Raw genomic sequence first — 21,631 nt, 5'->3', positions numbered from 1 at the left:
CGGGACATGCAAAAACGCCCGGCCTGTGAAGGTCGGGCGTTTTTGTTTGTAAGCAGGTCAACCTGTGTGCGAGCTTGCTCCCACAATGGATCTGTCACAGCCAGTGGTTAGTCGTGTTCTTCCAGGTAGCGCAACGCCAGTTGCTCAGTCGCCACCTTGGCCGCGGGTGGCAGGTGCGGGGCCACTAGCATCATGATCTGGTAGACCACCAGTCGCACCTCGCCCTCGCGGTCCAGGATCCGCTGGTAGTCCAGGGAGAACAGCAAGGTCATGGTGATCTGCTCCACCAGTTGCCCCAAGGCTTGGGTGTCGCTGATCAGCATTTCCTGGGCCTTGAGCTGCGCCAGCAGTGAGGCGAGGGTGCGCTTCAGGGCATTGAGCAACTGGCGGATGCCCTTGGCCAGCTTCGGCAGGCGCCCGGCCAGGTTCGACAGGTCCTGGAACAGAAAGCGGTACTGCGCCAGGCGCTCGACGATCAAGTGCAGGAACAGCCAGTAGTCTTCCGGCGCCAACTGCACGTCCGCCGGAGGGTCCAGCAGCGGTGCCAGTTCGCTTTGGAATCGCTCGAACAGCCCGAGGATCAGCGGTTCCTTGCCATGGAAGTGGTAATAGAGGTTGCCCGGGCTGATGCCCATTTCGTTGGCAACTTCCATGGTGGAGACGTTCGGTTCGCCCTTTTCGTTGAACAATTGCAGGGCGCATTCAAGGATGCGGTCGCGGGTTTTCATCCGGTCTTCTTAATGATCAAGTCATGCCACGGCCAATCGCCTGGCCGTGGGGTAAGGCCTTCAGCGCACGCGAACATAGGTACCGGGAGCTGCGTCCAGGGGCGGGTAGTTCACATTGCCCAAGGTCATCTGGGTTTCGTGCTGGGCGCCGGAACGTTCCTGGATCCAGCCCAGCCATTGGGTCCACCAACTGCCTTCGACATGCTTGGCGTCGTAATACCAGGCCCGTGGGTCGCTACTCATTTTCGCGCTTTCGATGTGGTTGGCCTTGGGGTTGCCCGGTGGGTTGAGGATGCTTTGGACGTGGCCGCTGTTGGAAAGCACGAAGCGTTTTTCGCCACCCAGCAACAGGGTCGAGCGATACACCGCGTCCCACGGCGTGATGTGGTCATTGATGCCGCCCACACTGAAGCTGTCCACCGTCACTTTCTGCAGGTCGATGGGCGTTCCGCACACTTCCAGGCCACCGGGATGGGTCAGTGGGTTGTGCTTGAAAAAGTCCAGCAGATCGCCGTGGTAAGCCGCCGGCAGCCGGGTGCAGTCGTTGTTCCAGTAGAGGATGTCGAAGGCCGGCGGCTCCTTGCCTAGCAGGTAGTTGTTGACGAAGTAAGTCCAGATCAGGTCGTTGGGGCGCATCCAGGCGAACACCCGGGCCAGGTCGCGGCCATCGAGGATGCCTTTCTGGTAGGAGCGGCGCTTGGCGGCTTCGAGGGTCTGCTCGTCGATGAACAGCGTGGCCGGGCTGTCGATCTGGCTGTCCAGCAGGCTCACCAGGTAGGTGGCGCTGGCGACCCGGCGTAGCTGGCGCTTGGCTTGCAGGTGGCCTTGCAGGGCGGCTATGGTCATGCCCCCGGCGCAGGCGCCCATCAGGTTGACTTCACGGGCGCCAGTGATCGCCCGGCAAACGTTCATGGCCTCTTCCACGGCCTCGACGTAGCTGGACAGGCCCCATTCGCGGTGGCGTACGTCAGGGTTGCGCCAGCTGATGATAAAGACCTGTAAACCGTTTTTCAGGGCGTACTGGACGAAGCTATTGGAAGGGCTCAGGTCGAAAATGTAGAACTTGTTGATCTGCGGCGGCACGATCAGCAACGGCTTGGCGTATTGCTTTTCGCTCATGGACCGGTACTGGATCAGCTCGAGCAATTCGTTGCGAAACACCACCGCACCGGGGGTGGTCGCCAGGGTCTTGCCGACTTCAAAGGCATGGGGCGTGACTTGTCGCGGCAAGCCGTCGTTGTGCAGCAGGTCGTCCACCAGATGGCTGAGGCCTCGAACCAGGCTGGTGCCGCCGGAGTTGAAGAGTTCCTTGACCGCCAGCGGGTTGAGCAGGGTGTTGGACGGCGAAACGGCGTCGTTGAGCAGGGCGAAGGCGAAGTGGGCGCGGGCGCGGTCATCCTGGCTCATGGTGCTTTCGTCGATCCAGCTCGTCACCTGTTTCTGCCAGCTCAGGTAAGCCTGCAGGCTGCGGCGGTAGAACGGATTGAGCTGCCAGGTGGGATCGGCAAAACGCGGGTCGTTGGGGTTGCTGGGGTGCAGGGTCTCGCCCAGCAGCACGCGGCCCAGTTGGCCGCCCAGTTTCAACGCGTGCCGGGCACTGTGCACCGGGTTGCGCAAGCCGTGTGCGGCGACGCTGCGCAAAGTCGACAGCAAGTCCCTGCCACGCAGGCCGGTGACCGCACTTTGTGCGTTGATGAAGCTGGCAGGGGCGGGCATGGAACCCTTCGCCGGTTTGTCGCGCATGAGTCAACTCCTTCGTCATCAGGCTAAAAACAAACACACCGAACCAGACAACATAGTCGCTGTTTCGGGTCGCTGCGCGGTCCGGCGTCCTGCCAGGCGCTAATAGGCGGTTTCAGCCGCCGCCCAGCGGCGAGGGATGCGGATGCATCACTGCGCGCTGACGTTCTTCCTCCAGGAATTTCATGATGATCGGCGCCACTGCCTCGGCCCGGGTGATCAGAAACAGATGGCCGTCATCGATGATGTGCAGTTGGGCGTTGGGAATGCGCCAGGCCAGCATACGCATGTTGATCAGCGGGATCAGCGGGTCGTCGTCGCCGGCCAGCACGAGGGTCGGCTGGTGGATCTTGTGTAGCCAATGAATGCTGGTCCAGCCCAGGCCGGCGAACAGTTGCCAGTAATAACCGAGCTTGCCCGCCGAACGAACCTTGGCCGCATGGCTGGCCGCCAGGCTCGGGTCGCGGCGGAACGAGCCGCCGTAGATCAGTGGGGCGATACGCATCACATGGGACGGTTGAATGTAGCGTCGGGGGCTGGCCATCATCCACAGCACCTTCGGTTTACCTGGCACCATCACCGCCCCGGCCGCCGTGGCTGCCAGTACCAGCTTCTTGCAGCGTTCGGGATAGTCATGGGCGAACTGCTGGGCCAGGGCGCCCCCCCAGGACACGCCGATCACGTTGACCTGCCCATAGTTCAGGTAATCAAGCATTCGCGCGGTGAGTTTGGCCAGGCCAGGAAAGCGATACGGCCGCCTGGGCGTCGATGAACCGCCGACACCGGGTACGTCAAAGGCGATGACTTCCAGGTCCGGGTCCAGGGCCTGGATGAACGGGAACACCAGCTCGAGGTTGGCGCCGATGCCGTTGAAAATCAGCAGCGGCGTCAAGTGAGGCTTGCCGGGACGTACCGCGGTGCGCAAGGTCTGGCCATCCAGATCGACGGTACGGAAGATGTACGGTTGCGGCATGCTTCAAGCCCTGTGGGTCATGTCTCGGGTTACCTGTGTTCGGTCTGTTAGACCGAGTCGCGACCTTCGCGAGCAAGCCCGCACCCACATTGGATCGGTTGCGAACCTGAAACTCATGTTCACAGCACAACCCAATGTGGGAGCAGGCTTGCTCGCGAAGACGGCCTTGCATTCACCGTTAATGTCGGCTGTCAAAGTGCTTTCGTGAGCAAGCCCACTCCCGCGCCAGACGAGTTGTATCCATTACCGCTCATGCACATAAGTGCCGGGCGCCGCTTCACCGGCCGGGTGGGCCTTGTTGCCCAGCACGGTAGGGGCTTTTTTCAGTTTGCCCGAGCGCTCGGCCTGCCAGGCCTGCCAATGCAGCCACCAGGAGTCGGTGTGCTTGGTTGAGTTCTCCTGCCAGTCCTCGGCCTTGGCGGGCATGTCATCACTGGTCATGTAGCGCGACTTGGGGTTGCCTGGCGGGTTGAGAATGCTCTGGATATGCCCGCTGCTCGACAACACGAACTCCACCTTGCCGCCAAACAACTGCGCCGACTTGTAGCAGGACTTCCATGGCGTGATGTGGTCGTTGGTGCCGGCCAGGGAGAAGATGTCGGCGGTGACCTGCTTGAGATCGATGGGCGTGCCGCACACTTCCAGTGCATTGGGGCGGATCAGTGGGTTGTTCTTGAACATTTCGATGAGGTCGCCGTGGAACGCCGCCGGCAGCCTCGTGGTGTCGTTGTTCCAGAACAGGATGTCGAAGACGGGCGGCTCGTTGCCCAACAGGTAATTGTTGACCCAGTAGTTCCAGATCAAGTCGTTGGGGCGCATCCAGGCGAACACCTTGGCCATGTCGCGACCTTCGAGCACGCCGGCCTGGTAGGAATGGCGCTTGGCCGCTTCCAGGGTCTGTTCGTCGACGAACAGCGCCACGTCGGTGTCCAGGGTGGTGTCGAGCACGCTGACCAGCAGGGTCAGGGCATTGACCTTTTTCTCGCCGAGAGCGGCGTAATGGCCCAGCAGCGCGGTGCAGGTGATGCCGCCCGAGCAGGCGCCGAGCATGTTCACGTCCTTGCTGCCGGTGATGGCCGTGACCACGTCCACCGCCTCCTTGAGCGCCTCGATGTAGGTCGACAGGCCCCACTCGCGCTGCTCCTTGGTGGGGTTGCGCCAACTGACGATGAAGGTCTGCACGTTACTGCGCAAGCAGAAGCGTGCCAGGCTCTTGTCCGGACTCAGGTCGAATACATAGAACTTGTTGATCTGTGGCGGCACCACCAGCAGCGGTCGCTCGTGGACCTGCTCGGTGATGGGGCGGTACTGGATCAGCTCCAGCACGTCGTTGCGAAACACCACGGCGCCTTCGGTCACGCCCAGGCTCTTGCCGACCTCGAACGCGCCCATATTGACCTGGCTCGGCATCCCGCCGTTGTGCACCAGGTCCTTGGCCAGGTGGGACAGGCCATCCAGCAGGCTCTTGCCGCCGGTTTCGAAGAAGCGCTTGACTGCTGCCGGGTTGGCCGCCGAGTTGGTCGGGGCCATGGCTTCGGTCATCAGGTTGATCACGAAATGCCCACGGCTGATGTCTGCGGGCGAGAGGTTGCTGTCGTCGATCCAGGCGTGCAGCTCCTTGCGCCACGCCAGGTAGGTTTGCAGGTAACGTTTGTAGAGTGGGTTCTGGCTCCACGCCGGGTCAGCGAAGCGACGGTCGTCGCCGGCCGGTTGCAGTTCGGATTTGCCGAACAGGACATTCTTGAGTTCGACGCCGAAATGGGCGACGTGCTTGACGCCGTGCAGCGGTTGCTTGATGGCCTGGGTCAGCACCATGCGGGCAGAGGCCAGCAGATCTTTTCTGCGCAAGCCGACGACGGGATTCAGCCCCAGGGTATTTTCCGAGGCTTGATACTTCAGGTCATCGTTGTTCTTGTTGCTCATCTACGACGCTCCATTGTCCTTCAGACGAGTACCCGGATCGTGCCATGAAGCCACACAGCCGATACCAGGTACGCTGCTCGGGTGACCATTAATTCCGCATCGAGGGCCAATGAGGAAACGTATGCCAGGAACTCGGCGGTTCCTTTGCAGGTAACTTGCCAGCTCCATTGGTTACCCGAGTTTAATTTTTTTCGCAAGCAGGCCAGTCATTGACGTTGCCGCGCGGGCATTCAAGCAGATGAGTCTAGAAAATTCGCCCTAAAGCGCCAGCCCTTGAGTTAGAGCATCAGCTTGACGACGGACTCGTTCGGATCGCGGGTTTTTCCGGCGGCCTTGAGTTCGCCAAGATAATCGCTCCACAAGTCTTCCTGACGCACCGCTAGCTGGTAGAGATAGTCCCAGGTGAACAGACCGCTGTCGTGGCCGTCGTCGAAGGTCAGTTTCAGTGCGTATTGGCCGGCCGGTTCGACCTTGGTCAGGGCAACGTTGAGCTTGCCGTATTGCAGGATGGGTTTGCCGTGGCCCTGGACCTCGGCGGAAGGCGAGTGCACCCGCAGGAATTCGGCGGGCAGGTGATACTCCTCGTCTGGCGCGTATTTGAGCGTCAGGGTCTTGGAGGCTTTGTGCAAGTTGATGGCGCTGGGGAGTTTGGTCATGGGATCGTCCTCTTGAAGCCTTATGTGAACGCTATGTGGCGAGGGAGCTTGCTCGCGCTGGACGGTGTAGGAGCTGGCGAAGCCTGCGGTCTTTTGATCTTGATCTTCACGCCAGACTCAATGGGTCGTGGAAAGATCGCAGCCTCGTTGCACTCGACAGCTCCTACAGGGCCCAGCGCGAGCAAGCTCCCTCGCCATAGGAGCCCGCTCACACGTCGTGTGGCTTACAGGATATACCGCGACAGGTCTTCGTTCTGCGCCAGCTCACCCAGGTGGTTGTTGACGTACTCGGCGTCGATGAGGATCGGCGCTTCGTTGTGGGTGCTCGCCAGGTCACCAGCACTGAACGACACTTCCTCGAGCAGGCGTTCGAGCAGCGTGTGCAGACGACGGGCACCGATGTTCTCGGTCTTCTCGTTGACCTGCCAGGCGATCTGGGCCAGGCGCTTGATGCCTTCTGGCGTGAACTCGATGTTCAGGCCTTCGGTCTTGAGCAGCGCGCAATACTGTTCGGTCAGGGATGCGTGGGGCTCGCTGAGGATGCGTTCGAAGTCTTCCGGCGTCAGCGCCTTGAGCTCGACGCGGATCGGCAGGCGACCCTGCAGCTCCGGCACCAGGTCGCTCGGCTTGCTCAGGTGGAACGCACCGGAGGCGATGAACAGGATGTGGTCAGTCTTGACCATGCCCAGCTTGGTGTTGACCGTGCAGCCTTCGATCAGCGGCAGCAGGTCGCGTTGTACACCTTCGCGGGACACATCGGCTCCGCCGACATTGCCGCGCTTGGCGACCTTGTCGATTTCGTCGATGAACACGATGCCATGCTGCTCGACCGCCTCCAGCGCCCTGGCCTTCAACTCTTCTTCGTTGACCAGGCGGCCGGCTTCTTCATCGCGCACCAGTTTCAGCGCTTCCTTGACCTTGAGCTTGCGGTTTTTCTTCTTGCCCTTGCCCATGTTGGCGAACAGGCTCTGCAACTGGTTGGTCATCTCTTCCATGCCTGGCGGCGCGGAAATATCGACGCCGGCCATTTCGGCCACTTCGATCTCGATTTCCTTGTCGTCCAATTGGCCTTCGCGCAGGCGCTTGCGGAACAGTTGGCGGGTGTTGGAGTCCTGGGTCGTGGCAGCGTCGGCGTTGAAACCCATGCGCGCCGGCGGTAGCAGGGCGTCGAGGATGCGCTCTTCGGCGGCGTCCTCGGCGCGGTGGCGGACCTTGGTGATTTCCTGTTCACGCAGCAGCTTGATGGCGGCATCGGCCAGGTCACGGATGATCGACTCGACGTCGCGGCCGACATAGCCGACTTCGGTGAACTTGGTGGCTTCGACCTTGATGAACGGTGCGTTGGCGAGTTTGGCCAGGCGACGGGCGATCTCGGTTTTACCGACACCGGTCGGGCCGATCATCAGGATGTTCTTGGGGGTCACTTCGACGCGCAGTTCTTCGGGCAGTTGCATCCGGCGCCAGCGGTTACGCAGGGCGATGGCGACGGCGCGCTTGGCATCGTCCTGACCGATGATATGGCGGTTGAGTTCGTGGACGATTTCGCGGGGAGTCATGGACATAATAATGGGTGGTCCTCAAGCAAGAATGGGCCGTGGCGTGGGTCGCCTGGACAGGCTTATTCCGCGAGGTCCTGCTCCTCAATGGTCTGGGTGTGGTTGGTGAAGACACAGATGTCGCCGGCAATGCCCAAGGCAGTCTCGACGATCTCACGGGCCGACAGGTCGGTTTTTTTCAGCAGGGCGCTGGCCGCAGCCTGGGCGTAGGCGCCGCCGGAACCCATGGCGATCAGGCCGTCTTCGGGTTCAACAACGTCGCCGTTGCCGGTGATGATCAGGGAGGCGTCCTTGTTGGCGACCGCGAGCATGGCTTCGAGGCGGCTCAGGGAGCGGTCAGTGCGCCATTCCTTGGCCAGTTCCACGGCGGCACGGACCAGGTGGCCCTGGTGTTTCTCAAGCTGGCCTTCGAAACGCTCGAACAAAGTGAAGGCGTCGGCAGTGGCCCCGGCGAAACCGGCGATGACTTCGCCGTGATACAGGCGGCGGACTTTCTTCGCGTTGCCTTTCATCACGGTGTTGCCCAGTGAAACCTGGCCGTCGCCGCCCATGACGACTTTGCCATGACGGCGGACTGAAACGATGGTGGTCAAGGGAGAGTCTCCACGCAGCGGGGCGAAAATGCCCGGATGGAACTCATATGGGGGTGGCGTGGGTTTTTTCAACTGCGGGGGACGAGTGGTGCGAGGCGCGTAGGAGCTGTCGAGTGCAACGAGGCTGCGATCTTTCCAAAAACACTTGAATCTCAAGCGAAAGATCAAACGATCAAAGATCAAAAGATCAAAAGATCAAAAGATCAAAAGATCGCAGCCTCGCTCCGCTCGGCAGCTCCTACAGGTCCCGTGGCCGCGAAAGCCTTGCAGCCACAGGTGTTCTCTGTAGAAATCAGCGGCTCTGGCGTTGTTGTAACAACAGATTGCTGAAACCGCTACCGGCCAATTGTTTTTGGGCCTTGGTCAGTTCCTCACGGTTGCTGAACGGCCCGACAAGTACCCGGTACCAGGTCTCGTCCCGCACGGTGCCGGACTCCACCGACACGGACTGGCCCAGCAGAATGATCTGCGCCCGGACCTTGTCGGCGTCGGCTTCCTTGCGGAACGAACCGGCCTGCAGGAAGAACTTCGTCACCGGCGCGGCTTTCTGCACCGGTGGGGCCGGTGGCGGCGTGATGCCGGCGAGGGCCGCCTGGGCGCGAGCGGTGTCGATCTTCGCCGCTTCGGCCGGGGTCACCGGGGTGGTGGGCACCTGGGGCACTTGCGGCGTCGGCAGGGTTTTCTCCGGCACGGCCTCGGGCGGCACGATGACTTCCGATTCCGGCAGCAAGGTGTAGAAGTCGTACTTCGGCTTCACCGGTTGTGTCGGGCTCGGCGGGGTTTTGTTGGCCTCGGCGATCCGCGTGGCTTTCTGCTGCTCTTGCCGGACGCGCTTGACGTCATCGCCCTGGCCCGGCTCCAGCTTCATCAGAAACACAATGAAAGCGCCGACGGTCAGGCCGATGGCCATCCACAACCAGCCCGGAATCGGTTGTTTGGCAGGAGGCTGGTAACGACTGGCGCCGCGTTTGGGTGCAGGTTTTTTCTTGGCGGCCAACTTACATGCGCTCCAGGGTTTCCAGGCCCAGCAGTTCCAGGCCTTGCTTGAGCGTCCGCCCGGTCAGTGCGGCGAGACGCAGGCGGCTCTGCATTTGCTCTGGGGTTTGCGCGTTGAGGATCGGGCAGTTCTCGTAGAAGCTGGAGAACAGGCCGGCGACATCGTACAGGTAGGCGCACAGGGTGTGCGGTGTGCCCTTGTCGGCGACGTTATTCAACACTTCACCGAACTGCGCCAGCTTCGCCGCCAGTTCCTGTTCGTGAGGGGCCTCAAGCACAATCTGACCGTCCACTTCATTGAAGTTTTTGCCCAGCTTGCGGAACACCCCCGCCACGCGGGTGTAGGCGTACAGCAGGTACGGGGCGGTGTTGCCTTCGAAGTTGAGCATCAGGTCGAAGTTGAAGCTGTAGTCGCTGGTGCGGTGCTTGGACAGGTCGGCGTATTTCACCGCGTCGATGCCCACGACCTTGGCGATCTTGCGCAGTTCGTCTTCGGCCAGCTCGGGGTTCTTGCCCTTGACCAGGGTGTAGGCGCGGTCCTGGGCCTCGGTCAGCAGGTCGATCAGCTTTACCGTGCCGCCATCACGGGTCTTGAACGGGCGGCCGTCGGCGCCGTTCATGGTGCCAAAGCCCATGTGCTCCATGTCCATTGGGTGGGGCACGAAACCGGCCAGGCGTGCGACTTCGAACACTTGCTGGAAGTGCAGGGCCTGGCGTTGATCGACGAAGTACAGCACCCGATCGGCCTTGAGCGCGCCGTTACGGTAGCGCACGGCTGCCAGGTCGGTGGTGGCGTAGAGGTAGCCACCGTCGGCCTTGACGATGATCACCGGCAGCGGCTCGCCATCGGCGGTCTTGAACTGGTCGAGGAACACGCACTGGGCGCCGTTGCTTTCCACCAGCATGCCTTTGGCCTTGAGGTCGTTGACCACGTTGATCAGGTCGTCGTTGTAGGCGCTTTCGCCCATCACGTCGGCCATGGTCAATTTAACGTTCAGCAGCTCGTAGATTTTCTGGCAGTGAGACAGGGAGATGTCCTTGAACTTGCTCCACAGTACCAGGCACTCGGCATCGCCGGCCTGCAGCTTGACCACCAGGCCCCGGGCCCGGTCGGCGAACTCGGGCGACTCGTCGAAGCGTTGCTTGGCGGCGCGGTAGAAGTTCTCCAGGTCCGACAATTCGTCGCTGGTGATCGGGTTTTCCTGCAGATAAGCCATCAGCATGCCGAACTGGGTGCCCCAGTCGCCGACATGATTCTGGCGGATCACGGTGTCGCCAAGAAACTCCAGGACCCGGGCCACGCCGTCGCCGATGATGGTCGAGCGCAGGTGGCCGACGTGCATTTCCTTGGCGAGGTTGGGGGCCGAGAGGTCGACCACGGTGCGCTGCAACGGGCCGGCCTTGCGCACGCCAATGCGCTCATCGGCCAGGGCCGCATCCAGGCGCGAAGCCAGGGCCTGAGTGTTCTGGAAGAAGTTGATGAAGCCGGGGCCCGCAATGTCAGCCTTGCTGACGTTCTCGTCGGCCGGCAGGGCATTGATGATTTTCTCCGCCAAGTCTCGTGGCTTCATGCCAGCCGGCTTGGCGAGCATCATCGCGATGTTGCTGGCGAAATCGCCGTGGGTCTTGTCGCGGGTGTTTTCGACCTGAATCGCCGGCGACAGGCCTTCTGGCAGCACACCTTCAGTGACGAGTTGGGTGATGGCTTGCTGGATGAGCTGGCGAATGGTGTCTTTCATGGTCTTCTCTTTCAACCGCAGGCGCGGCGGCGCTTCGATGCGCTGGTGGAAAAACTGGGCATTATCCGTGGCGCGGGCGAGCTTGCCAACTGTAGCGGGTCGGTTGGGGATGTGTGGTGATTATTCGGCCGTCATCGCGAGCAGGCTCGCTCCCACATTGGAATGCGATTCCCTGTGGGAGCGAGCCTGCTCGCGATGACGATGCTTGGGTCAATACAAATCCACCGGATCCACATCCAGCGACCAGCGCACCGCCCGCCCGCTGGGCATCTGTTCCAGCACCAGCAGCCAGGCGCTCAGCAGTCGATGCAGCGGTGCCCGGGCATTGGCCTGTAATAAAAGCTGCGCGCGATAGCGCCCGGCTCGCCGTTCCATCGGCGCCGGCACCGGCCCCAAGAGTTCGATGCCGGTGAGGTTCTGCTCCGCCAGCAAGCGCTCTGCCTCGCTGCAGGCCTCATCGAGAAAACTTTCGGCCTGCCCCGGCTTATGGGCTTCGGCCCGCAACAATGCCAGGTGGGCAAAGGGCGGCAGGCCGGCGCTGCGGCGTTCGCTCAAGGCTTGTTCGGCGAAGGCGAAATAGCCTTGCTCAGTCAGTTGGATCAGCAATGGATGATCGGCCAGGTGGGTCTGGATGATCACTTTGCCCGGCTCCTCGGCTCGCCCGGCCCGACCTGCGACCTGGACGATCAGTTGCGCCATGCGCTCGCTGGCGCGGAAATCACCGGAAAACAGCCCGCCATCGGCGTCGAGGATCGACACCAGTGTGACCCGTGGGAAGTGGTGCCCCTTGGCGAGCATCTGCGTGCCCACCAGGATGCACGGCTGGCCTTTCTGGATCGTGGCAAACAACTGGTTCATCGCGTCCTTGCGCGAAGTGCTGTCGCGATCCACCCGCAGTACCGGGTAATCGGGGAACAGGATGCCCAGTCGTTCTTCGGCACGCTCGGTGCCGGCGCCGACCGGGCGCAAGTCCACTTTGCCGCACTGGGGACAGTGCCTTGGCACGCGCTCGACGTGGCCGCAATGGTGGCAACGCAACTCGCCATGGCGTTGATGCACGGTCATCCGCGCATCGCAGCGTTCGCAGCCGGACATCCAGCCGCAGTCGTGGCACAGCAGGGTCGGGGCAAAACCGCGGCGATTGAGGAACACCAGGACCTGCTGTCCGGCAGCCAGGGTCTGGCCGATGGCTTGCTGCATCGGCCCGGAAATACCGCTGTCCAGCGGGCGACTTTTCACGTCTAGGCGCAGGAAGCGCGGTTGCTTGGCGCCGCCGGCCCTTTCGTTGAGGCGTAGCAGGCCGTAGCGGCCGGTGTAGGCGTTGTGCAGGCTTTCCAGCGATGGCGTGGCCGAGCCGAGGACGATTGGGATGTTTTCCTGGCGGGCGCGCACCAGTGCCAGGTCGCGGGCGTGGTAGCGCAGGCCTTCTTGCTGTTTATAAGAGCCGTCGTGTTCTTCGTCGATGATGATCAGGCCTGGGTCCTTCATCGGTGTGAACAGGGCCGAGCGGGTGCCGATGATGATATCGGCCTCGCCGTCACGGGCGGCGAGCCAGGCCTCCAGGCGTTCGCGGTCGTTGACCGCCGAATGCACCAGGGCGATCCGGGCGTTGAAGCGCTGTTCGAAGCGCGCCAGGGTTTGCGGGCCGAGGTTGATTTCCGGAATCAGCACCAGCGCCTGCTTGCCGGCTTCCAGGGTCTGGCGGATCAGTTGCAGGTAGACCTCGGTCTTGCCGCTGCCGGTGACACCTGCCAGCAGAAAGGCGTGATAGCTGTCGAAGCCTGCGCGAATCGCTTCGCAAGCAGCCCGCTGTTCGGCGTTGAGCGGCAGTTCCGGCTGGGCCAGCCAATGTTCATGGCGGGCACCGGGGGCGTGCCTGCGCACTTCCACCTGCACCAGGTCCTTGGCCAGCAGTAGATCGAGACTGTCCTTGCTGAGCATCAGTTTGCTCAGCAATTGATGCGCCACGCCGTGGGGATGCTGGGCCAGGGTCGTCAAGGCCTCACGCTGGCGCGGGGCGCGGGCGATGCGTGGATCGTCCTGCGAGGCGCCGGGGGCTACCGACCAGAACCGCTCCTGGCGCGGCTCGGCCGGTTCGCCCTGGCGCAGCAGCACCGGCAGCGCCCAACTCAGGGTGTCGCCGAGGCTGTGCTGGTAATACTGGGACGTCCACAGGCATAACTTGAACAGCGCGGCGGGCAGCGGTGGTGTGGCGTCGAGCAGGGCCAGGGCTGGTTTGAGCTTGTCGGCCGGGACCTCGCTGTGGTCGGTGACCTCCACCAGGATACCGATCATCTCCCGCCGACCGAACGGCACCCGCAGGCGCATGCCCGGGTGCAGCTGGGCGCGCAGGACCCCGGCCGGGGCGCGGTAGTCGAACAGACGGCGCAGTGGCGAAGGCAAGGCGAGGCGCAGGATGGCGTCGGGCACGCGGGAGGGTCTCGATAAACGGATGAATTCAGAAAGCTGGAACAACCCCTGTGGGAGCGAGCCTGCTCGCGATAGCGGTAGAATCAGCCACATGGAGATAGGTTGACACTCCGCCATCGCGAGCAGGCTCGCTCCCACAAAAGAGCTTGCGCATGAGGCCGGGAGCCTAGCAGACGGTTGGTACAAGTCATAGCTTGCGTGATTGATGTTGTCTGGTAGAATCCGCGGCCTAATTACGTGCGGTATTCAACAATAGTGTTGGGTGGCGGCACGCTAGCCTGAGGAAAAGAGCATGAAAACCGATATCCATCCGGAATACCCAGTAATTGCCGTAACCTGCAGCTGCGGCAACAAGTTCGAAACGCGTTCGACCTACGGCAAAGCGATGGCGATCGACGTTTGCAACGAATGCCACCCGTTCTACACCGGCAAGCAAAAGACTCTGGATACCGGCGGCCGTGTTCAGAAGTTCGCCGATCGTTTCGGTGCTTTTGGCGCTACCAAAAAAGCCTGAGGCTGATCATTTTGGATGGTCGTCTCGACCGCTCCAGAACGATGAAAAAGGCGTCCCTTGTGGGCGCCTTTTTTGTGTCTGCGATTTGGCTCAGTGGTGCCCAGGCGTCCTGTCCTTCGCCGGGCAACCTGCCCCAGGTGGCGGTGCAGCGGGTGGTGGATGGCGACACCTTGTACTTGGAGGATGGCCGACGCATTCGGATGATTGGGCTCAATAGTCCGGAGCTGGGCAAGCGAGGCCGCGCCGACGAACCGTTCGCCGTGGCGGCGCGTCAGCGACTCGAAGCTCTGGTGGCCGCCAGCGGTGGCCGGGTGGGCGTATTGCCTGGCAAGGACGACCGCGACGATTACGGCCGCACGCTGGCCCATGTCTACAACACCCAGGGCGAGAACCTCGAGGAGCGGTTGATTGCCGAAGGGCTGGGGTTTCTGGTGGCGGTCGCGCCGAACGTCGACCTGGTCAGTTGCCAGCAAATGGCCGAACGTCATGCGCGGCAAGCTGGAACCGGCCTCTGGAAAAAATCGCCCGTCGTGCGAGCGGAGCAAATCAATGCGCCTGGTTTTGTGCTGACGAGCGGACGTGTCGAAAGCGTGCGGCGCAATCGTGGTGGCATCTGGATTGAATTGCGGGGGGCGGTTGTCTTGCACATTGCGCCCGGTGTGCAGAGGCACTTCGACGCCTCGGCCCTGGAGCGGCTAAAGGGCCGAAAAATCGAGGCCCGTGGCTGGGTCGTCGACCGTGCCCGACGTGGCGGCAACAAGGCTGGGCAGGCGCGATGGATGTTGCCGCTGACCGATCCTGCCATGCTTCAAACGGTCTTGTAAGAGGAAGGTTGTAGACATTTTATTGGTAAATTGTATGCATGTAGCCCTTGTGTTTCGCGGCTATTGGTCCAAAGTCGTAGGGTAGGGCGCTTGACAGCAGTGACTGGTCAGTCTTGTGGGGACTTTGCGAGGCGCGTATCCTCGGCGGTCCGTCTGTCCAACACAGTAAAAAGCGGAATGCCCACATGTCTGATCTGAAAACTGCCGCTCTCGAATATCACGCTAATCCTCGTCCAGGGAAGCTGAGTGTCGAGCTCACCAAGGCCACCGCTACTGCTCGCGACTTGTCGCTGGCCTACAGCCCCGGCGTAGCCGAACCAGTCCGCGAAATCGCTCGCGACCCTGAACTGGCCTACAAATACACCGGTAAAGGCAACCTGGTTGCAGTCATTTCCGATGGCACCGCGATTCTTGGCTTGGGTAACCTCGGCCCATTGGCCTCCAAGCCAGTCATGGAAGGCAAGGGTGTGCTGTTCAAGCGCTTCGCCGGTATCGACGTATTCGACATCGAAGTCGATTCCGAGAGCCCGCAAGCCTTCATCGACACCGTCAAGCGCATCTCCATCACTTTCGGCGGCATCAACCTGGAAGACATCAAGGCACCTGAGTGCTTCGAGATCGAGCGCGCCCTGATCGAGCAGTGCGACATTCCGGTATTCCACGATGACCAGCACGGCACCGCGATCGTCACCGCGGCCGGCATGATCAACGCCCTGGAAATCGCCGGCAAGACCCTGCCGGAAGCCAAGATCGTCTGCCTCGGCGCCGGCGCTGCGGCGATCTCCTGCATGAAATTGCTGGTGAGCATGGGCGCCAAGATCGAAAACATCTTCATGGTCGACCGTACCGGCGTGATCCACTCCGGTCGTGACGATCTGAACCAGTACAAGGCCGTCTTCGCCCACGCGACCGAGAAGCGCTCCCTGGCGGACGCGCTGGACGGTGCCGACGTGTTCGTCGGCCTGTCGGGTCCGAACCTGCTGAGCGCGGAAAACCTGCTGCGCATGGCACCGAACCCAATCGTGTTCGCCTGCTCGAACCCGGATCCGGAAATCTCCCCGGAATTGGCTCACGCGACCCGCAGCGACGTGATCATGGCCACCGGCCGTTCGGACTACCCGAACCAGGTCAACAACGTACTAGGCTTCCCGTTCATCTTCCGTGGTGCCCTGGACGTTCGTGCCAAGCGCATCAACGAAGAAATGAAAGTTGCAGCCGCCAACGCCCTGCGCGAACTGGCCAAGCTGCCGGTGCCTCAGGAAGTGTGCGACGCCTACGGCGGCATCAAGCTGGAATTCGGTCGTGAGTACATCATTCCGAAACCCATGGACGCCCGCCTGATCACCCTGATCTCCGACGCCGTGGCCAAGGCCGCCATCGAGACCGGTGTGGCCACCCTGCCGTACCCGAAGAACTACCCGCTCAAGAGCGTGGATGACGTGTTCAACGGCTAAGCCGTTGTAGCGCTTCAACGAAAAGCCCCGGCTCTTGTGAGTCGGGGCTTTTTGTATCCCGATGTGGGAAACGCAGCACGAACGTGTTGCTTTATTGATGGTTTTTGTTGAGCGCTTTTAGAGCCACATTAAGTTTGGCTCATTGCACCTTTTGTCAGTTCTTTTGCCATCCTACGCCGGCCACCCAATGCATGCCGCCAGATACTGCTGGGCCAGCGCTGCCGCTTCCAGTATGGGTGTCATCAATATCATTGGCGCTTTTTATATTGTTGATCCAGACTGTTTTCAGTGTGTCATAGTTGGAGCTTTTCAAGCTCAGTGTCCCTGCGTCGAGATCGACTGTTTTTAACCAGCCCTGATCCATGTTTGAAAGCTCGCCGTTAGACTTGTAGTAGCTTATGCGCAAGTATGTTTCTGGCGCAATGTTGTTGATCCGTGCAACGACATCTTCGTTCATGATCAAATCCTCTGAGTTGGTGAGATTTGATTATGGTTAAGAGTACAAGGGCGGCTACTGTAAGATCTGACAGTTTTTTATTCTATTTAATTTTGGTCGTTTTTGTTTATAGAGCAATTTGGCAAGCTGTCTTATGCAAGCTAGTGTGCTGTTGAATTAACATTTCTCCGATATTGGCTACACTTCCCGTGTCATCCAACGTTCGGAGAGACGCCGGTGAACGCACTCAACATTGTCCTCAGTCCAGAAGAACATGCCGAGCTGAGCCGGCGTGTACGTTCGGCCACTATCAGCCAGCGCGACGGCCGCCGCGCCCGAGTGATTCTGTTGGCGGCCCAAGGGTGTACGCGAGTAGAGATCAGCCCGGCTGACCGGGTTCTCGCTCCCCGTTATCACGTGCTGGTGTCAGCGCTTCCAGGCTCAACGGTTGGACGGTTTGCTTGATAAGCCAGCTCGGGGGCGTAAACCATTTTTGCCCTGAAGCGGTGCGTCGTGTTCTTGAGCAAGTTACTCAACCGCGCATCGGTGAGCCTCGATGGAGCTGCCGAAGCATGGCCTGAGCGGCTGGAATTTCGGCCACTAGCGTGCACAAACTCTGGGCAGCCAATGACTTGAAACCCCACCTGACCCGCACCTTCAAACTGTCCAATGACCCGCACTTTGAGGAGAAATTTTGGGACGTGATCGAGCTGTACTTGGCTCCGTCAGACAAGGCTCTGGTGCTCTGCTGCGATGAAAAAAGTCAAGTGCAAGCCCTTGAGCGCCCCTCAGCTTGGGCTGCCATTGGGGATCGGCCATATCCGCACGCAGTCGCACGATTATGCGCGTCATGACACCGTCACTTTATTCACGGCGCTGGATTATCTCCAGGGACGCTTGATCAGCTCCATTGAGCGCCAACACCGGCATCAGGAATGGCTGGAATTTCTCAAGACGATCAATCGAGAAACGCCTAAACATCTTCAGCTGCATTTGATCGTCGACAACTACGCCACGCACAAGCACCCCAAAGTGAAGGCGTGGCTGGAGAAACACAAACGCTTCCACATGCATTTCACCCCGACATCCAGCTCGTGGATGAACATGGCTGAACGCTTTTTCGGGATATCACGGTGTACCTGCGTGACGGCAGTTTCAGTTCGGTTCGCGAACTGGAAAGCTCGATCACCACCTTCCCGGCACTGCGAAGTGCGCAGCCGCCCCGCTATATTTGGAACGCAAAAGGAGAGGATATTTTGAACAAAATAAAGCGAGCCCGCGAGGCGATGGCCTCACAGGCTAATGGGTAGATTATTTCGAGAACATCACACTGGCCGCCCAAGGACGTGATGATGTGCTAAATGGCTAAACCGTTTGTAGCGCTTCAACAAAAGCCCCGCTCCTATGAGTCGGGGCTTTTTATTGGGTGCGCCAGGCATGGCGCGTTGCGCGTAAGCGTAACCAGCTTGGCTGTACCACGCTGGTGACTTGGAAGTGAAAGTCCTCTACACACTCGGCAAGGGAGGTGTTAGCAGAGGCAAGGGTGTCGCAGGTGACTGCGAATCTGAAGGAAGCCCGAGGTAAAATGATGGCCTGACAAACAGGAAGCGGATGAGGCGGCGTGGCGGGGTAAGACGGCGCATTTCGTCAAAGCCCATTACTTGCACGGAACGCTCCGACGTAGATCCGACAGGCATAAGCAGGAAGGTTGCGCGAATTGTCCTAGGAGATCTGCATGCTTGCCACTGTGCTACCGAACGTCGGGAGGCGACGGGATGAGCGTGGAGAAGTCAGCTGACGCCGTAGTAATCGTCGTAACCGGGTCGATGAAGGGCCGAACAGGTTATGTCGCCCGTAGGCGTCAGAGTCTCGTCAAAAGCAGAAATCTCTCCACAAGAGGGCTGTAACCCCAAGCGCTGGACGGAATCCAGGGCTTGGGGTTGGCAGTGCGCAGGCATCGGCAGCGTCTGTGGCGTGGACGAACTCGAAACCGAACACGCCGATGGAGCGGTTCAAGCTCCCGCTAACCTGCGGCGTGCGTATCAAGGTGTGGTCAGCAACAAGGGCTCACCGGATGCCGATGGCATGACGGTGGAGCAATTGGCGTACTACACGAATCAGCATTGGCCGATCCTAAAGGCTCGGTTGCTGGCCGGCGAGTATCATCCGCCTGCTCGCAATGACAATCTTTCAATACCCCAGGTCTCTCAGCCCAACGCTTGAGCCTCAATCCAAACCCCGTGGCGAGGGAGCTTGCTCCCGCTCGGTTGTGTAGGAGCTGTCGAGTGAAACGAGGCTGCGATCTTTCCAAGGGCACTTCAATCCCAAGCGAAAGATCAAAAGATCGTCCGAACGCGGCCCGAGCCTTCGGCAGCTCCTACAGAGCCCAGCGGGAGCAGGCTCCCTCGCCACGGGTTTTGGTTTACCAGGGCTGGCGCTATCGCGAGCAAGCTCGGCTCCCACAGGGATGTGGGGGCGGTCAGAACAAATCGATCGGCGCCACTTCGTCCGCCGGCAGCGGGCTGCCCGGTGCGAAGCCGTTGCCCAGCTCGTTGACCGACGGTGGCGTGTCTTCGCTCTTGAACAGTTCGAAGTACGCACCCGGGGTACTTGGCGTCGCAGTGCGGCCACTGACCGGATCGACCCGCAGGCTGAGGATGCCTTCCGGTTCTGGCTGGGTGTGAGGCGGTTTGTCCTTGAGGGCGGCGCCCATGTAGTTCATCCAGATCGGCAGTGCCACGGTGCCACCGAACTCGCGGCGGCCCAGGCTTTCGGGTTGGTCGAAACCGGTCCAGACAGTGGTCACGTAATCGGCGTTGTAGCCGGAGAACCAGGCGTCCTTGGATTCGTTGGTGGTACCGGTCTTGCCCGCCAGGTCCGTGCGACCCAGGGCCAGGGCGCGGCGGCCGGTGCCGAGCTTGATCACGTCCTGCAGCATGCTGTTGAGGATGTAGATGGTACGGCCATCGACAATGCGTTGCGCGATGGCGGGCGTCTGCGGCAGGCCCGGGGCCGTGGTGGCTTCGCCCGGTGTCGCATTGACCGTAAACGTCTCGGTGGACGGTGCCGCGACGCCATCGCTGGCCTGCTCACCCGTGGGCACGCGTGGCGGGTTGGCGGCGAACAGTGTCTCGCCGTTGCGGCTCTCAATCTTGTCGATGATGTACGGGGTGATCTTGTACCCGCCGTTGGCAAATGCACTCCAGCCCATGGCAACTTCCAACGGCGTCAAGGTCGCGGTGCCCAGGGCCAGGGACAGGTTGCGTGGCAGGTCCTGCTTGTTGAAGCCGAACTTGCTGATGTAGTCGATGGTGCGGTCCACGCCCAGTGCCTGCAACAGGCGGATCGAGACCAGGTTACGGGATTTGTACAGCGCCTCACGCAAGCGAATCGGGCCGAGGAACGTATTGGTGTCGTTCTTCGGTCGCCAGACCCTGTCCAGGTATTCATCGACGAACACGATCGGTGCATCGTTCACCAGGCTGGCGGCGGTGTAGCCGTTATCCAGGGCGGCGCTGTAGACGAACGGCTTGAAGCTCGAGCCCGGTTGGCGCTTGGCCTGCAACGCGCGGTTGTAGTTGCTTTGCTCGAAAGCGAAGCCACCCACCAGCGAACGGATGGCACCGTCCAGCGGGTCGAGGGACACCAGGGCACCCTGGGCTGCCGGGAGCTGGCTGAACTTGAGGGTGTTGTCCGCCTGGCGCTGGACGCGGATCAGGTCGCCGACCTGGGAAACGTCCGATGGCTGCCGTGGGTTGGCGCCCATGCTGTTGGTATTGAGGAACGGGCGGGCCCACTTCATGGTGTCCCAGGCCACGTGTTCCTCCTGCTCGCTGTTGCGGGTCAGCACCTCGATGCCGTCCTTGTCCACCGACGTGACAATCGCCGGCTCCAGGCTGCTGATGGTGCGCTGCTTGGTCAACTCCAGGGCCCAGGCTTCCTTGGTCTTGCCCGGCAGGCGTGATTCAGGGCCGCGGTAGCCGTGACGCTGGTCGTAGGTCATCAGGCCTTCATGCAGTGCGGTACTGGCCATTTCCTGCAAGTTGCTTGGCACCGTGGTGGTCACGCGGAAACCTTCGGTGTAAGCGTCGCTGCCATAGCGCCCGACCATTTCGGCACGGGCCATCTCGGCGATATACGGGGCATTCACTTCCGGGGTTGGTACGTGATAGCTGGCGTTCAGCGGTTCATTGATCGCGGCGGTGTAGTCGGCCTCGCTGATCTTGCCGAGCTTGTACATGCGCCCCAGGATCCAGTCGCGCCGCTCCTTGCTGCGCGCCGGGTTGGCCAGAGGGTTGAAGCGCGAGGGGGCCTTGGGCAGGCCGGCAATCATCGCCATCTGTGCCAGGCTCACATCGCGGATCGACTTGCCGTAATACACCTGCGCCGCCGCCTCGATGCCGTAGGCGCGGTTGCCCAGGTAAATCTTGTTCACGTACAGCTCGAGGATTTCATCTTTAGTCAGCTGCCGCTCGATTTGCAGGGCCAGGAGGATCTCGGTGGTCTTGCGCGAGAAGCTGCGCTCGCTGCTCAGGAAGAAGTTCTTGGCCACCTGCATGGTGATGGTGCTGCCGCCGGACTGGATGTGTCCGCTCTTGACCAACTGGCTGGCGGCGCGCATCAGGCTGCCCGGGTCGACGCCGTAGTGATTGGCGAAGTTGTCGTCTTCAGCACTTAGTAACGCATTGATGAAATTGGGGGGAATGTCGGCGAAACGGATTGGCGTGCGGCGCATTTCGCCAAATTCGGCGATCAATTTGTTGTCGCTGCTGTACACCCGCAACGGAATCTGCAACTGAATGCTTCTCAGCGCCTCCACGGACGGCAATCCCGGACTAAGGTAAAGAAAGGCACCGCTCAGGCCCAAGAGCAGTCCGCAGAAAACGGCGACGATGGACCATCCGAAAAATTTCAGCAGACGAATCAAGGCTTTTGGGTATCCAGGCAAAGAATGAAAAGGCGCCAGGTGCAGGGATGGACCCGTGCTTGCAACAAAGCGAAAAAAAACGCTGAGCATTATAAGCATTTTTTGTCCTCGGGAATGCCATCCCGACGTCCGTCGGACCGCT

The 21,631-nt window shown here is 60.9% G+C and carries 15 protein-coding genes and 2 pseudogenes; 5 read left to right on the top strand and 12 right to left on the bottom strand.

The annotated features are described in order from the left end of the window. Nucleotides 1-107: 107 nt before the first annotated feature. The 10 genes from AACY42_RS16835 to AACY42_RS16790 form a co-directional block, all read right to left on the bottom strand. Nucleotides 108-728 carry a TetR/AcrR family transcriptional regulator gene (locus AACY42_RS16835; protein ID WP_339481043.1) on the bottom strand — a complete coding sequence of 207 codons (621 nt, stop codon included), beginning with the start codon at nt 726-728 and terminating at the stop codon, nt 108-110. A gap of 60 nt (nt 729-788) precedes the next feature. Continuing rightward, nucleotides 789-2,471 carry a class II poly(R)-hydroxyalkanoic acid synthase gene (phaC, locus tag AACY42_RS16830; protein ID WP_339481041.1) on the bottom strand — a complete coding sequence of 561 codons (1,683 nt, stop codon included), beginning with the start codon at nt 2,469-2,471 and terminating at the stop codon, nt 789-791. A 112-nt stretch (nt 2,472-2,583) separates the two neighbouring features. Further along, complete coding sequence (gene phaZ, locus AACY42_RS16825; RefSeq protein WP_339481040.1) at nt 2,584-3,441, bottom strand: poly(3-hydroxyalkanoate) depolymerase; 858 nt, start codon at nt 3,439-3,441, stop codon at nt 2,584-2,586. A 243-nt stretch (nt 3,442-3,684) separates the two neighbouring features. After that, a complete protein-coding gene (gene phaC, locus AACY42_RS16820; RefSeq protein WP_339481039.1) occupies nt 3,685-5,364 on the bottom strand; it encodes a class II poly(R)-hydroxyalkanoic acid synthase in 1,680 nt (559 codons plus the stop codon). 278 nt (nt 5,365-5,642) lie between these two features. Then, nucleotides 5,643-6,020 carry a DUF971 domain-containing protein gene (locus AACY42_RS16815; protein WP_339481038.1) on the bottom strand — a complete coding sequence of 126 codons (378 nt, stop codon included), beginning with the start codon at nt 6,018-6,020 and terminating at the stop codon, nt 5,643-5,645. Between the two features lie 224 nt (nt 6,021-6,244). Then, a complete protein-coding gene (gene hslU, locus AACY42_RS16810; RefSeq protein WP_339481037.1) occupies nt 6,245-7,582 on the bottom strand; it encodes an ATP-dependent protease ATPase subunit HslU in 1,338 nt (445 codons plus the stop codon). Nucleotides 7,583-7,638: 56 nt separating this feature from the next. After that, nucleotides 7,639-8,169, bottom strand: a complete 531-nt coding sequence (hslV, locus tag AACY42_RS16805) for an ATP-dependent protease subunit HslV (RefSeq protein ID WP_003196958.1) — start codon at nt 8,167-8,169, stop codon at nt 7,639-7,641. 292 nt (nt 8,170-8,461) lie between these two features. Continuing rightward, complete coding sequence (locus AACY42_RS16800; RefSeq protein WP_339481036.1) at nt 8,462-9,166, bottom strand: SPOR domain-containing protein; 705 nt, start codon at nt 9,164-9,166, stop codon at nt 8,462-8,464. 1 nt (nt 9,167) lies between these two features. Beyond that, complete coding sequence (gene argS, locus AACY42_RS16795) at nt 9,168-10,904, bottom strand: arginine--tRNA ligase (RefSeq protein WP_339481035.1); 1,737 nt, start codon at nt 10,902-10,904, stop codon at nt 9,168-9,170. Nucleotides 10,905-11,114: 210 nt separating this feature from the next. Continuing rightward, a complete protein-coding gene (locus AACY42_RS16790; RefSeq protein WP_339481034.1) occupies nt 11,115-13,334 on the bottom strand; it encodes a primosomal protein N' in 2,220 nt (739 codons plus the stop codon). Between the two features lie 292 nt (nt 13,335-13,626). Between AACY42_RS16790 and rpmE the strand changes: the two genes are divergently transcribed. The 3 genes from rpmE to AACY42_RS16775 all read left to right on the top strand — a co-directional run bounded on the left by rpmE (nt 13,627) and on the right by AACY42_RS16775 (nt 16,126). Next, on the top strand, nt 13,627-13,848 hold the full coding sequence (gene rpmE / locus AACY42_RS16785) for a 50S ribosomal protein L31 (protein ID WP_339481033.1): 222 nt from the start codon (nt 13,627-13,629) through the stop codon (nt 13,846-13,848). Between the two features lie 41 nt (nt 13,849-13,889). Continuing rightward, a complete protein-coding gene (locus AACY42_RS16780) occupies nt 13,890-14,672 on the top strand; it encodes a thermonuclease family protein (RefSeq protein ID WP_339481032.1) in 783 nt (260 codons plus the stop codon). A gap of 185 nt (nt 14,673-14,857) precedes the next feature. Beyond that, a complete protein-coding gene (locus tag AACY42_RS16775) occupies nt 14,858-16,126 on the top strand; it encodes a malic enzyme-like NAD(P)-binding protein (protein WP_339481030.1) in 1,269 nt (422 codons plus the stop codon). A gap of 154 nt (nt 16,127-16,280) precedes the next feature. Here AACY42_RS16775 and AACY42_RS16770 read toward each other — a convergent pair whose 3' ends face one another. Then, nucleotides 16,281-16,583, bottom strand: a complete 303-nt coding sequence (locus tag AACY42_RS16770; RefSeq protein WP_339481028.1) for a hypothetical protein — start codon at nt 16,581-16,583, stop codon at nt 16,281-16,283. A 216-nt stretch (nt 16,584-16,799) separates the two neighbouring features. On the opposite strand from AACY42_RS16770, the pseudogene AACY42_RS16765 reads away from it, so the two are divergent. Together AACY42_RS16765 and AACY42_RS16760 are read left to right on the top strand one after the other, a co-directional pair. Next, nucleotides 16,800-17,872: pseudogene (locus tag AACY42_RS16765) on the top strand (IS630 family transposase). Between the two features lie 535 nt (nt 17,873-18,407). Next, nucleotides 18,408-18,737: pseudogene (locus tag AACY42_RS16760) on the top strand (group II intron reverse transcriptase/maturase); the annotation flags it as partial. 304 nt (nt 18,738-19,041) lie between these two features. Here the strand turns inward: AACY42_RS16760 and AACY42_RS16755 are convergent. Beyond that, the gene (locus tag AACY42_RS16755) at nt 19,042-21,486 is read right to left on the bottom strand and encodes a penicillin-binding protein 1A (protein WP_445261515.1); all 2,445 of its coding nucleotides are present in this window, start codon (nt 21,484-21,486) and stop codon (nt 19,042-19,044) included. Between the last annotated feature and the right edge of the window lie 145 nt (nt 21,487-21,631).

The sequence above is a fragment of the Pseudomonas sp. RL_5y_Pfl2_73 genome, assembly GCF_963970515.1.
Lineage (GTDB): Bacteria > Pseudomonadota > Gammaproteobacteria > Pseudomonadales > Pseudomonadaceae > Aquipseudomonas.
This window is presented reverse-complemented; position numbering and strand designations above follow the sequence as displayed.